This window comes from Pedobacter sp. ASV28 (assembly GCF_016428855.1).
In the GTDB taxonomy this organism is placed as follows: Bacteria; Bacteroidota; Bacteroidia; order Sphingobacteriales; family Sphingobacteriaceae; genus Pedobacter.
In genome coordinates this window covers 16,013-29,360 of record NZ_JAELTN010000061.1, presented here as the reverse complement: position 1 = coordinate 29,360, position 13,348 = coordinate 16,013, and the positions used below count along the sequence as shown (strand labels likewise).

At 37.4% G+C, this 13,348-nt stretch carries 13 protein-coding genes and 1 pseudogene; 6 read left to right on the top strand and 8 right to left on the bottom strand.

Annotated features, from left to right (window positions below; genetic code table 11):
• A pseudogene (locus tag JHD79_RS18445) lies at window positions 1-278 on the bottom strand (hypothetical protein); the annotation flags it as partial.
• Between the two features lie 336 nt (window positions 279-614).
• On the opposite strand from JHD79_RS18445, the gene JHD79_RS18440 reads away from it, so the two are divergent.
• From JHD79_RS18440 to JHD79_RS18430, 3 genes are read left to right on the top strand one after another with little or no spacing between them, the layout of a single operon-like run.
• A complete protein-coding gene (locus JHD79_RS18440) occupies window positions 615-1,493 on the top strand; it encodes an N-acetylmuramoyl-L-alanine amidase (protein WP_199120831.1) in 879 nt (292 codons plus the stop codon).
• 38 nt (window positions 1,494-1,531) lie between these two features.
• Complete coding sequence (locus tag JHD79_RS18435; RefSeq protein WP_199120830.1) at window positions 1,532-2,308, top strand: N-acetylmuramoyl-L-alanine amidase; 777 nt, start codon at window positions 1,532-1,534, stop codon at window positions 2,306-2,308.
• A gap of 16 nt (window positions 2,309-2,324) precedes the next feature.
• Window positions 2,325-3,278, top strand: a complete 954-nt coding sequence (locus JHD79_RS18430) for an MlaD family protein (RefSeq protein WP_199120829.1) — start codon at window positions 2,325-2,327, stop codon at window positions 3,276-3,278.
• 79 nt (window positions 3,279-3,357) lie between these two features.
• On the opposite strand, the gene JHD79_RS18425 is transcribed toward JHD79_RS18430, so the two are convergent.
• The 4 genes from JHD79_RS18425 to JHD79_RS18410 form a co-directional block, all read right to left on the bottom strand.
• Entirely contained in the window at window positions 3,358-4,269 is a 912-nt protein-coding gene (locus tag JHD79_RS18425) for a ribonuclease Z (RefSeq protein WP_199120828.1), read from the bottom strand.
• An 8-nt stretch (window positions 4,270-4,277) separates the two neighbouring features.
• The gene (locus tag JHD79_RS18420; protein WP_199120827.1) at window positions 4,278-4,664 is read right to left on the bottom strand and encodes an STAS domain-containing protein; all 387 of its coding nucleotides are present in this window, start codon (window positions 4,662-4,664) and stop codon (window positions 4,278-4,280) included.
• A gap of 32 nt (window positions 4,665-4,696) precedes the next feature.
• Entirely contained in the window at window positions 4,697-5,644 is a 948-nt protein-coding gene (locus tag JHD79_RS18415; protein WP_199120826.1) for a phosphoribosylaminoimidazolesuccinocarboxamide synthase, read from the bottom strand.
• A gap of 130 nt (window positions 5,645-5,774) precedes the next feature.
• Complete coding sequence (locus tag JHD79_RS18410; RefSeq protein ID WP_199120825.1) at window positions 5,775-6,737, bottom strand: PhoH family protein; 963 nt, start codon at window positions 6,735-6,737, stop codon at window positions 5,775-5,777.
• 104 nt (window positions 6,738-6,841) lie between these two features.
• Between JHD79_RS18410 and JHD79_RS18405 the strand changes: the two genes are divergently transcribed.
• From JHD79_RS18405 to JHD79_RS18395, 3 genes are read left to right on the top strand one after another with little or no spacing between them, the layout of a single operon-like run.
• Window positions 6,842-7,621, top strand: a complete 780-nt coding sequence (locus JHD79_RS18405; RefSeq protein WP_199120823.1) for an S-adenosyl-l-methionine hydroxide adenosyltransferase family protein — start codon at window positions 6,842-6,844, stop codon at window positions 7,619-7,621.
• A gap of 43 nt (window positions 7,622-7,664) precedes the next feature.
• A complete protein-coding gene (locus tag JHD79_RS18400; protein ID WP_199120822.1) occupies window positions 7,665-8,363 on the top strand; it encodes a hypothetical protein in 699 nt (232 codons plus the stop codon).
• Window positions 8,364-8,414: 51 nt separating this feature from the next.
• Window positions 8,415-8,561: a hypothetical protein gene (locus tag JHD79_RS18395; protein WP_199120820.1), complete on the top strand. Its 147-nt coding sequence runs from the start codon at window positions 8,415-8,417 to the stop codon at window positions 8,559-8,561.
• A 95-nt stretch (window positions 8,562-8,656) separates the two neighbouring features.
• On the opposite strand, the gene JHD79_RS18390 is transcribed toward JHD79_RS18395, so the two are convergent.
• The 3 genes from JHD79_RS18390 to JHD79_RS18380 form a co-directional block, all read right to left on the bottom strand.
• Window positions 8,657-9,607: a D-2-hydroxyacid dehydrogenase gene (locus tag JHD79_RS18390; protein WP_199120819.1), complete on the bottom strand. Its 951-nt coding sequence runs from the start codon at window positions 9,605-9,607 to the stop codon at window positions 8,657-8,659.
• 70 nt (window positions 9,608-9,677) lie between these two features.
• The gene (gene serC / locus JHD79_RS18385; protein ID WP_199120817.1) at window positions 9,678-10,751 is read right to left on the bottom strand and encodes a 3-phosphoserine/phosphohydroxythreonine transaminase; all 1,074 of its coding nucleotides are present in this window, start codon (window positions 10,749-10,751) and stop codon (window positions 9,678-9,680) included.
• 159 nt (window positions 10,752-10,910) lie between these two features.
• Window positions 10,911-13,346, bottom strand: coding sequence for a carboxypeptidase-like regulatory domain-containing protein (locus JHD79_RS18380; protein WP_199120815.1), 2,436 nt, complete (start codon window positions 13,344-13,346; stop codon window positions 10,911-10,913).
• Window positions 13,347-13,348: the final 2 nt, after the last annotated feature.

The window sequence follows — 13,348 nt, the reverse complement described above, 5'->3', positions numbered from 1 at the left end:
CCCCCCCCCCCCCCCCCCCCCCCCCCCCCCCCCCCCCCCCCCCCCCCCCCCCCCCTTTTTACGCATGTCTCGTGGGCTCGGAGATGTGTATAAGAGACAGAAACACCACTTACAATACCTTTACCTGTTTCGGTATTATAGGTTAAAGAATCGGCCATTGACGATCCCTCTGTTCCAGTTTTGAAGATTGGACGACCTACATATCTTCCTTTTTCATTTTTAACCCCACTGGCGAAAAATGGTTTTTTCTCTTGAATTAAATCTAATAAAATCTGCATCAAGTTCTAGTCCTTCGTACTTTACACGGGCATTACCATATAAATACATGATTTCGTTCTTTTTATCGGTACGGATAGAATCCTTTGCGTAATATTCAAGCTTAGAGTCTAGACCACTCTTCTTTAAGGGTTTCTTTGTCGTGTCCCTTTTGGTAGTATCCTGTATTTTTTTTATTTCTTGAAAGAAATGAATACGGGTAGATGCAAGCGCCTTATTATCAGTATAAAAAACTGATAATACCAAAAAAGTGGAAAAAATGATCGTCTGTAAAAGTTTCAAATTTGTGTCCGAATGTTTATTTTGCAATAATCTTTACCACAAAACGTTCAAAATTAATGAAAAATATACCATTGAATAGAGCAAAAGAAACATTGATCCTGTTTATTTCTTTTTTTTTATTATTCTCTGCTGAAAATCAAGTGTTTGCACAAGAATATAAAATTAAAACAATTGTAATTGATGCAGGTCATGGTGGTAAAGATGGCATGACTAGAGGCTTATATTCTACCGAAAAAGACGTGGCGCTTAAAACGGCACTACGCTTGGGCAAACTAATAGAGGAGAACATGAAGGATGTTAAAGTAGTTTATACCCGTACTCAAGATGTATTTGTGCCCTTATATGAACGTATAGGGTTGGCCAATCAGGTAAAAGCAGATCTTTTCATCTCTATACATTGCAATGATATGCCCGTTTATCCTACCAGGTACATTAGTGGGTATACCAAAAATAAAAAAGGTAAAAAGACCCCTATTTATAAGACAAAGTATGTCAAAAGTACTTCGACGCGTGGCACAGAAACATTTGTGTCGGGTAGCGGTAGATTAGACGAGCAAGACGAAGCGATCAAAAGAGAAAATGCCGCTATGTTTCTAGAGGATAATTATAAGGATAATTATGAGGGCTTCAACCCCGATGATCCGGAAAGCGCCATTATATTATCCCTAATGAAAAACACCTTTCGCACACAAAGCCTAAAATTTGCAAAATACATACAGGATCAATATGTAAGTGTAGGACGCATAAACCGGGGTGTACAAGAAAAAAGTTTGGCCGTATTGGCTAGAGCTGGGATGCCAGCTGTATTAACCGAAATTGGTTTTATCAGTAATCCTACAGAAGAAGACTATATGAATTCGGAAGCCGGACAAACAGAAATTGCCAACTGTTTGCTGAAAGCAATTCAAGCTTATAAATTAAGTGTAGAAATTTAGTGTTAATATTTTGTATTTTTGTGGCAAAACACACATAAATGAAATTAAAAAAGATTTTATTATACCTTGTTTGCTTTACCTTTTTGCTTTGTTTTTCTGATGCCAGTGCCCAAGGATATAAAATTAAGACGATAGTAATTGATGCAGGTCACGGTGGTGTAAAGCCAGGGGCTAAAGGTATATATTCTTACGAGAAGGATGTGGCCTTAAAAGTTGCCCTTAAACTTGGAGAACAATTAGAAAAAGAATTACCTAACATCAAGATTATACAGACACGTAAAACGGATGTAGACGTTGATTGGTACAAAAGAGCCGAGATTGCCAATGATGCAAAAGCAGATATTTTTATCTCTATACACTGTAATTCTATGCCCAAGGGAAATACAACTACCAAAGGTACAGAAACATTTGTAGGTGCTTATCGTCGTATTAATGAAATGGATGCGGGCCTTAAAGAAAACGAGGAGATCATTAAGGATAAGAATTATAAGAAAAAAGGCACCTATGATCCTACAGATCCAGAAGAAGTGATTGTACTATCATTATACAAATCGTTGTATAGGTCAAAAAGCTTGGCTTTAGCAAGTATGATCCAAAAAAACTATACTGAGGTAAACAAAAGGGTTAATAGAGGTGTTAAAGAACAAGGTTTGTTAATATTGCAACGTGCGGCTATGCCTTCTGTTCTTACCGAAATAGGTTTCATTTCTAATCCAGATGAAGAAAATTACATAAATTCGGAGAGTGGGCAGGCAGAAATTGTAAATGCAATAGTAAATGCCATTAAACAATACAAAAAAGAAGTTGAAAACTAAGTAAACCAAAAACTAAGTGAAAATTAAAAACGAAACTAAAGTAGGCATACTTGCAGCCTTTGCCATTGCCTTGTTAATTATTGGCTACAACTTTTTGAAAGGAAACAGCATATTTTCTAACGAAACTATATTATATGCAAAGTATACCCAGGTAGATGGTCTGGGGGTTTCCAAGCCGGTATTAATTAACGGATACCAGATTGGCCGTGTGGCCGCATTGGAGTTACAGCCAGATGCAACTATAAAAGCCACTTTAAAAATTAACGGCAAGTATGAAATTCCAAAAAATACGATTGCACGTTTGGAAGGCACAGATTTATTGGGCAGTAAGGCAATTGTTTTAACATTGGGCAACGACAAGAACTTTGCGGAGGATGGTGATTTCTTGCAAACCAACGTAGAAAAAGGTCTTATGGAAAGCATACAGCCCGTACAAAAGAAAGCCGAACTGATCATCACTAAAATGGATTCCATTTTATCTAGCATAAATACAATCCTTAACCCTAATCTACAAAAGAATATCGATCATAGCTTTACCAGTATCGCAGCCACCTTGGGCTCTTTAGAATCTACTTCTAAAAAAGTAGACGCACTTGTGGGATCTGAAAGTTCCAAGCTATCTAATATCTTATCCAATGTAGAAGCCATTACAGCAAACTTTAAAAACAATGGGGCCAAAATTGATGCGGTGATGAACAACCTTAATCAAGTAACAAATAAGGTAGCTGCCCTTAATTTTGAGCAAACCATTACCAATGCCAACAAAGCGGTGGCCGATCTTCAGGGTATGGTGACTGACTTAAAAAATGGCAAGGGAACATTGGGTGCCCTATTAAATGATAGACAGATGTATGATAACCTGACCAATGCGTCCAAAAATCTCGATGCGCTAATGATCGACCTAAAGGCAAATCCTAAACGTTATGTTCACTTCTCCGTATTTGGTGGAGGGAACAAGAAAGATAAATAGCACAGGTTAGCAATTTTGCTGAACAAAAAAGCCTTTCAGATTATGCATCTTGAAAGGCTTTTTTTTATGGGCAGCAGATCTAAATCTCGAAAGTCCTGCCTTCTATGGCTAATTCTGTAGGTTCGAAGACACTTTGTGCTTCTTCCAGTAGAGGAGATAGAACCTTATATCTGGATGAAAAATGTCCGATTAATAATTTCTTTGCCCCTACTTTTTGGGCAATTTGCGCGGCCTGTAAAGCGGTGGTATGGTGTGTTTCGTTAGCCCTTTCTAACATTTCATGCAGAAATGTAGCTTCATGATATAGGGTGTCGCAATTTTTTAACTGTTCAAAATAACTTTCATCATACATGGTATCTGAACAATAACAATATATTTTGGGTACCGCCGAATCTTTGGTGTAATCAAGGTATTTTATCTGGCCCCCATTTGGCGTATCAATATTTACTCCCCTTTTTAAAAGCTGATAATATGCTAACGGAACATTGTCCATTTCTAATTTATCAACCAAAAGCTTTCTTAAACGTTTCTTTTCCGTAAACTTAAAACCTGTGCATGGAATACGATGGTTAAGAATAATAGTTTCTACGGTTACATCGTTATTCTGAAAGATCTTTTCAGGTTTTAATGGATTAATGGCGTAATAATTAATCTGATAGCGTAATCTGGTATCGGAATGTTCAAATTGCAGCTCTAATATTTCCTTTATGGCCCGAGGCGCAAAGATGTTTAAGGGTTTTATACGGCCATTTAAATGTAGGCTTGATAGTAAGCCCACCAAACCAAAAAAATGATCACCATGTAAATGACTAATGAAGATGTAATCTATTTTAGATGCTTTAAAACCATATTTTATCAATTGCTGTTGCGTACCCTCTCCGCAATCTATCAAATAAAATTTTTCGTTGCAGTTTAAGAGCTGTGCGCTGGGATTTCTATTGTATACGGGAGTTGCAGAGCTACTACCTAATATGGTGATTTCAAACTTCATTCAATCATTTACCCCTTATCTACTCCTCCACGGAGCTCCTTTTCAATTTCCTCCATGAAAATAAGATCGGTTGCTTCATCCAACTTATTGACAAAAGTAACAGATTGATGAAGGTTAGACATCTTGATGATCGGGGCAATATTTTTATTCACGCCGCAAACCACAAAAATACCTTCTGCATTTTTACACAACCTATCGCCTACCAAAAGCGAACTAAGATCTTGAGAGTCATTACATTCTTTAACAGCAGATAAATCGAGTACAATATTTCTATAACCTTCAGTATTTAGTAAAATAAACTCAGACTTAAGGGCAGGTGTATTATCATTCGTAAATTTAGGTTCCTCTAACTTTAATACTACGTATTTTTCATGTTTATCAATAGAGAATTTCATATCAGTTTATATTTAAATAAATAATTATTAGATTAAAGGAGTGCTTTGATAGCTTTTGTGGTATTTTCCTCTATTCTATTCAAAATATCAGTAGAAGGATTTTTCACAAATTCTTCTCCCGTAATCTGCTCATATAATTCGATGTAGCGATCGGAAATCAAATCGACTATTTCAGACGTCATTGCTGGAATGGCTTGGCCATCCTTTCCCTGAAAACCATTCTCTATTAGCCATTTACGTACAAATTCTTTAGACAATTGCTTTTGAGCTTCATTTTGCTGTTGTCTCTCCTCGTAACCTTCTGCATAAAAGTAACGGGACGAATCTGGTGTATGGATTTCATCAATCAGGTAGATCTCGTCTCCTACCTTACCAAATTCATATTTGGTATCTACCAGAATCAAACCACGTTGTGCAGCTATTTCGGTACCTCTTTGGTATAAGGCATGGGTATATTGCTCTAGTTTTTCGTAATCAGCCAATGAAACTATTCCCTTGGCCAAGATATCTTCTTTGGAAATATCCTCATCATGACCTATAGCAGCTTTGGTAGTTGGGGTAATGATAGGTTGCGGCAATTTATCATTTTCCTTCAATCCCTCTGGTAAACTTACACCACAAACACTGCGCCTACCTGCTGCGTATTCACGCCAAGCATGTCCGGCCAAGTATCCCCTGATGACCATCTCTACTTTAAAGGGTTCGCAAATTCGTCCGATGGTTACCATCTCGTCTGGTGTAGCCAATACCCAATTGGGTACGATGTCTTTTGTAGCAGATAAGAATTTGGCGGCAATTTGGTTCAATACCTGACCTTTATAAGGAATGGCCTCTGGCAATACTACATCGAATGCCGAAATTCTATCGGTAACTACCATTGCCATGAACTGTTCATTGATGGTATAAACATCTCGCACCTTGCCTTTATAAAAACTGCTTTGTTGCGGAAAATTAAAATGCGTTTCTTTTATTGCTCTCATGAGGGTATAAAAATACATAAAAAGTCGGGAAGTCCGAAGTTTTTAGTCTGATGTTGGAGCTTGTAGAACAGAAGTCCGAAGACACAACCATATCATTTCATCTTTGGACTTCTGACTGAGCACTTTGTACTTATTGGATATCTCCGTAGGCTTTTAAGATCTGTTTTACCAATTTATGGCGAACAACATCCTCACCGCTTAAATATATAATATCTATTCCTTTAATATCACCTAATATGCGTAGGGCATTGTGCAGGCCAGATTGTGCCTTCTTAGGTAAATCGATCTGGGTAATATCGCCTGTTACAATAAATTTGGCAGTAGGGCCCATACGGGTGAGAAACATTTTTAGCTGTAGGTCTGTAGAATTTTGTGCTTCATCTAGAATTACAAAACAATTGTCCAACGTACGTCCACGCATAAATGCCAGGGGCGCTACTTCAATGGTCCTGTTCTCTAGATATACTTTAAGCCTTTCGGGCGGTATCATATCATCAAGGGCATCATACAAGGGGCGTAAATACGGATCTACCTTTTCTTTTAGGTCTCCAGGTAAAAAGCCTAAACTTTCCCCTGCTTCTACTGCCGGACGTGTGAGAATAATTCTTTTGATCTCTTTGTTTTTTAGTGCCCTAACGGCCAAGGCTACAGCTGTATAGGTCTTTCCGGTACCTGCAGGACCAATAGCAAATAAAACATCATTTTTATTAATGCTATCTACCATTTTATGCTGGTTAGCGGTTCTGGCCTTTACCATTAAGCCATGGTTGCCATAAACAATGACCTCTCCACTACCTATTGGAGTACCGTTCTGTTCTACCAGAGAAACTTCGCTTGCCTTTTTAGAACCTAGTATAGCATCTACATCATTGCTAGTCAAAGTGCCATATTTATCTAAATGGGCAACCAGCTGAGTGAGCTTCTGTTCAAAATTTTTCAATTCGGCCTCATCTCCAAGGGCTTTGACCTCATTTCCACGTGCAACTATCTTCAATTTCGGGAAGGCACTTTTGATCAATTCGTAATGTTCGTTATTGGCACCCCAAAATTGTATTTGATCGGTTGTTTCCAGTATTAGTTTTATTTCGTTCAAAATATTGTTTTTTTATGTGATGGAGTGTGTAATTCGATTTAAAAATTGAATATTTGTAGGCAATTTGCCTATACACAAGAATAAGAATAAATATTGAATTTTTAATGGCTATAATAACATTAACAACAGATTTGGGGTCGAAGGATTTTTATCAGGCAGCTTTGAAAGGAAGTATCCTGAATATCCTCCCTACTGTAAATATTGTAGACATTACGCATGATGTACCTTCATTCAATATTTCCTATGCTGCTTTTGTACTTAAAAACTCTTATAGCTATTTTCCAAAACACACCGTTCATTTGGTGGGTATCGATTCCGTTTTTAGCGAAAGTACCAAATATGTTGCCCTCCGTTATAAAGATCATTTTTTTGTAGGTGCCGATAATGGCATTTTCTCTCTGTTATTTGAAGATAAACCCGATGAGCTGGTGGAGCTGAATATTATGCAGGATCTTAAATTTTTGCATTTTCCTTTGGTAGATATATTGGTCAAAGCCGCCGTTCACCTGGCAAAAGGCGGCAAATTAAAGGAAATAGGCATCCCTACCGGAGATATTGAACAGCGAATGCTGCTCCATCCTGTTATTGAAAGGGACATGATCAGAGGAAGTGTGATCTTCATTGACACTTTCAGCAATGTCATCACCAATATTACCAAAGATCTATTCACCAAAGTACAACGGAATAGAGACTTTACCCTCTATTTTAGAAAGAACGAAACCATTACCCAGCTTAGTTGGCATTATAATGAGGTGCCAGAAGGCGAAAAGCTCTGTCTTTTCGGCATTAGCAACCATCTAGAGATTGCCATTAACAAAGGCAAGGCCAGCGGGCTGCTGGGCCTCCATCTTAATGACATTGTAAGGGTAGAATTCCATCCTTAATTTCCGCATCATTTCCATGAAAATGGCACCTAAAAAGTGCGCATTGAAGATAATCCTAAAGCTAAATTCTTTCTTTTATCGCATTGCGATGCCCTTTGATAGCCATGCGATCAAGCTGGTGATGACAGAACCGAAGCGATTGAATATTTACTCAGGCACAAACTTTGCTGTATCTTCATCAAAAGATTTAAAAATGATTAGAAAATGTATTTTATTTATGCTCTTCATTAGTGTTTTTGCCGGGCCCACATTTTCGCAAGACACTACTGCCTATGAATTACAGCGCAACAAAATCAATGTAATGCTAGCAGAAAGAAGCGCCCGTTTTGGTCAATATGAAGAAAGCTTAAATGCCAGAACTGGTATTTTTGGTTTTCAGACCAAAAGAGACATCAAAAATTCTAATGAGATTTTAAGACAGATTGCCATTAACGACAATAACATCTTCACAGAACTGAAAGTGTTGTTAGATTATAAGGACATTCAATTTCAGCAGGTGAAATCAAATGTAGATCATAATGAATTAAGAATAGACAGCTACAAGAAAACCATCCGTGATTTACAGGTTAAGAATGATGAATTACTGGGCTATAACGAGAAAATAAGCAAGAATATAAATTATCTACAACTTTTATTGGCCCTTTTTGTTATAACAACGGTAGTTTCGATTTTTATCATCTACAAGAAAAACAAATTAATTAAGTCCAAAAATGCTCCTGCTGGCATACAGGTAATATCCTAAATCATCAGCATTTGCCCTTTATACAGTTATAAAAGTATAAACTTTATAGAAATGAAAAGTACCTTTTTTAAAGCATTGGTAAAACTTAACAAACTGATTTTGCCATCTTACTATAAAGAAGATCCAATGAAACTGAGCACGTTTCAAAAGGCAATACTTGGTTTTAGATATTGGGCGTTGACCAATTCCTTGAAATAACAAACGTTTAGGATGGCTTAGTATCTCGCCATGACTAAAAACAAAATAGCCCACAATTTTAATCGTGGGCTATGTATATAATTGTGGTAAAAAACCTATCCTTTAAAATGATCGATGATCAAATTGGCCAATTCTGTACCTATACGTTCCTGAGCTTCATTAGTTGAAGCGCCGATATGCGGTGTAAGCGAAATCTTAGGATGTGTTAAAATTGCTTCTAATGGTGTAGGTTCATTATCGAACACATCTAAACCTGCAAAAGAAACCTTGCCAGTATTTAGGGCTTCAATTAAAGCAAGTTCATCTATGGTACCACCACGAGAGCAGTTGACTATGCCTACTCCATTTTTCATGGCCGAAAATTCTGCAGCACCCAAAATTGGCTTATCTGCAAAAGGGGTGTGCAAAGATATGAAATCACTATTGGCAATTACTTCTTCTAAACTTACCGTCTGTACCGGAATATCCACTTTAATACCCAATGTTAGGTTAAGGGTTATATTTCCACTAAAAGGATACAGGTCATAAGCTAGCACGTTCATCCCCAAGCCCAAGGCAACGGCAGCAGTTTCCCTTCCAATTCTGCCAAAACCAATAATACCAATAGTTTTTCCCCTAAGTTCAATCCCTTTAGCATATGCTTTTTTCAAGTCATTAAACTTTGTATTTCCTTCTATCGGCATTTTACGATTGGAATCCTGCAGAAAACGAACACCTGTGAATAAATGGGAAAATACCAATTCTGCAACCGATAAGGATGAGGCCGCAGGCGTATTAACTACAGCAATGCCTTTAGCCCTTGCATATTCTACATCAATATTATCCATACCTACACCACCCCTACCAATCAACTTGATATTTGGACAGGCATCAATAAGTTCTTTTCTTACTTTAGTTGCACTTCTAACCGTTAAACCATCGTAGTTTTTTAAAGCTTCAGCAAGTTGATCTTGAGTTACCGTTTGGGTATCAACAGTAAAACCTGCATCTTCTAGTAATTTTTTTCCAATTGGATCTATGCCATCATTGGCGAGTATCTTGGCCATTTTATCTAATACTTTTCCATTGAAACATCATTACCTTTTAAGGGCAATGATATTCCAAAAAATGATCTATTTATTTGTTGTTTTTATGGGTTTCTTCGAAATTTTGCATTAAGTCGATAAGTGCGTGTACGCTTGTAACAGGCAATGCATTATACATTGATGCCCTAAAACCACCTACACTTCTATGTCCTTTTAATCCCTCGAAACCATTTTCATCTGCAAATTTCGCAAAAGGTTTTTCCAATTCAGGGTTTTCCATTACAAAGCAAACGTTCATCCTTGAACGATCTTCAATAGCACAAGTTCCTCTAAATAATGTATTTCTGTCTATTTCGGTGTATAAAGCTCTAGCCTTAGCTATATTCTCTTTTTCAATTTCCGCAATACCTCCCTTAGACTTTAACCACCTCAAATTAAGCATGGCTACATAGATAGAGAATACCGGAGGGGTATTGTACATGGACCCACCATCAATATGCGATTGATAATCTAACATGGAAGGAATAGACCTACCGGTTTTACCCAAAATTTCATCTTTTACAATGACGATGGTCAGACCTGCAGGACCAATGTTCTTTTGTGCGCCTGCATAAATCAGGTCATATTGTGACACATCGATCTGGCGGCTCATAATATCCGATGACATATCGCAAACCACTGGAACCTTAGTTACGGGCAAAGTGAAAAGCTCCGTTCCATAAATAGTGTTGTTGGAAGTATAGTGGAAATAGGCACTATCTTCAGGTATAACATAATCTTTTGGGATAAAGGTAAAATTGGATTCTTTGGAAGAAGCTACAATATTAGCCTTGCCAAAGTGTTTTACTTCCTTAATCGCTTTATTTGCCCAAACACCAGTTTCTAAATAAGCAGCTGTCTTACCGTCGGGCAACAAATTCATAGGTACCATTGAAAATTGCAAACTTGCCCCTCCTTGTAGTAACAGTACCGAATACCCCGAGGGAACATTCAAAAGCTCTTTTATCAATCTTACAGTTTCTTCTACTACACCTTCAAATTCCGGCGAACGATGTGAAATTTCTAAAATCGATAATCCGTCTTTAAAATCTAGTACTGCGCTAGAAGCTTGCTTAAAAACTTCCTGCGGTAAAATACAAGGACCAGCTCCAAAATTATGTCTCATTTTATTGTTTTTTTATTGGTGTAAAATTAACACTTTGATATTAATTATTCGTCTTTTTTATCAACCAATTAACAAACAATCTCCACAATTAAAAAAAAGAAAAAAAGATTTCTACAAAATTGGCTTAACAGTGTAGAAAGTTAACCAAACCGAAATCTATTATTTATTCTTTAATTTAAAAATCAACTTGAAATTAAGCTGCCTGCCTGTCAGATAATTGGGAATCGCGTAATTTACATTGCTCACATCTTTTAACCAGAGGTAAGAAACCGTATTGTTAATATTCAGCAGATTGAAAACTTCGGCATAAGCAATAACCGAATTAAAATACCTGCTCAGAAATTGTGGTTTTCTTACAGCATGTGGATCCAGGAAGTCGTTCGAAAAGCCAATATCTACTCGTCTATAGGCCGGGATACGGAAATTGTCTGTATAAGTAGCTGCCTGGGGAGAACCAATAGGTAATTTAGAACCAAACAACAAATTAAGATGCACCTTGTAGGTAGGGCTTCTAAAGAGTCTATCCTGAAAGAATATAGAGAAATTTACACGCTGGTCAGTTGGTCTTCTCAGGTAACCCGGATATATGGTTATGTTCTGGCCATTGGCATCTTTTTTCACATAGCTGTCTCCAATAACATCCTGATCGGCCTTTAGTAATGAAACCCGAAAATAGGACATTAAGTCTTTCACAAATTCTCCACCCAAGGTAAAATCGGCACCATAAGTGTGGCCTTTGGCTATATCGTCTGCCAAATATTTGATCCTTACATTATCTACCAAATATGGAATCATCCTATCGGAGTATTTGAAGTAAATTTCCGAAGTAAACTTTAACCTGGTACCCAATGCGGTAAATGCGTAGTCATAACCTGCCGATACATTATAAGAACGTTGTGATTGCTGATCTAGATTTAGAGAGCCATCTAGTTCCCTGATGCTCCTATAACTGGGCGCTTGCCTATAGATACCTGCAGTAAAACGCCAAAGTTTATATTCGTTTGGACGATACAATAACAATAGTCTTGGACTAATGAGCACTTCTTGGCTCAAGTCGTTGTAGTTCACCCTTACGCCCGCCTGAAAATCTGTTTTTGAAGAAAGCGAATAACTATCCTGAAAATAGCCTGAAAGGGTATTGATAAGGAGTTTGTTCGAAGAAAAAATAGCATCTTCAAAAGTGAAGGAATTACTGTTATTGGGCAGTATGTATCCGGCAGAATCAATATAACTGTACTCATTCATTCGGTCAACATACCTAGACAATTCATATCTGGCACCATAAGTGAGCTCATGTTTTCCAGCATACTGTTCAACCTTGATTTCTGTCGCTGCAATTGTTGAGGTCAAACTGTTTCTGGCGTAATTATAATAACTGCCCAATCCCCTATTCTTTTTTACTGGTCCAAAACCACCACCTCCGTAATTATAGTCCGACTCTTCAAAAATATAATTACCATCAATATCAAATCTTTCCCTTTCTACAATTCTGAAATAGCTATTTATCCATTTCACCATAAAGTTTTTATGCGGCTGATAAATACTGGTCAATGCCCCTCCGTAAGTATAGTAGTTATCAATTTCCTGTCCTTCATAATCTATTTTTAAGCGCATTGGATTGTCAAGTGTGCCAAACAAGGTTTCCCTACTTTCGGGGATTAACTTAAAACTACCAGAATTAAAGTTCAATAAAACATTAGTACTGAACTTTGAAGAAAAATCATATTGGTAAAGCGCTTGCAGATCATTAAAGTTTGGTCGATAACTCCCCTTTTCATCCTGAGTGCCCAATACATTTCTATTATCTTTTCTTCTAAACCCAAATAATAAATGACTGTTTTTAAACGATGTTTTACCAGTAGCCGATAAGCCCATCAAACCTGCAGTTAAAATGTACTGGTTGCTATCCGGACGGTCATATCTTACATCAAGAACAGAAGATAGTTTATCGCCATAACGGGCATTAAATCCACCTGCAGAAAATCTGGCCCTACTTACAAAATCAGGATTGATAAAACTCAAACCTTCTTGCTGTCCATTCCTGATCAGAATAGGCCTATTAATTTCGATATCGTTCACATAGATCAAGTTTTCATCGAAATTACCACCCCTTACACTATATTGTGAACTCAATTCATTATTGGTGGAAACTCCAGGTAATGTCTTTAAGATCGATTCGAAGTTCATGGATACCGTAGGCAAACTTGAAATATCAGTCACATTAATACTGGTGCCATTGGCAAGTTGATTTTGCTTATTGGTCACCTTTACAGTCTTCAGTTCCTTAACATCTGGCTTTAATACCACATCTTTGGTAAGCTCCGTTCCCTTCTTTTCATTAAATTTCACCATTTCAACTTTATAACCCACCAGGTTATATTTTAAGCTAAAAGAAGACAATCTAGATTGAATGGTATATTGGCCATGTTCGTTGGTAAGCACAGTGCCGGCCAGTCCAAGTAACGACACAGTAACTTTGGGTAGCGGTTTATGGTCTTCATTGTAGACCGTACCATTCACCTTGACCATGCCTTGTGCATGACTACCCAGTACAATTAAATTGAGGACAATAAATAAGAAGGCGCTCTTTGACATTA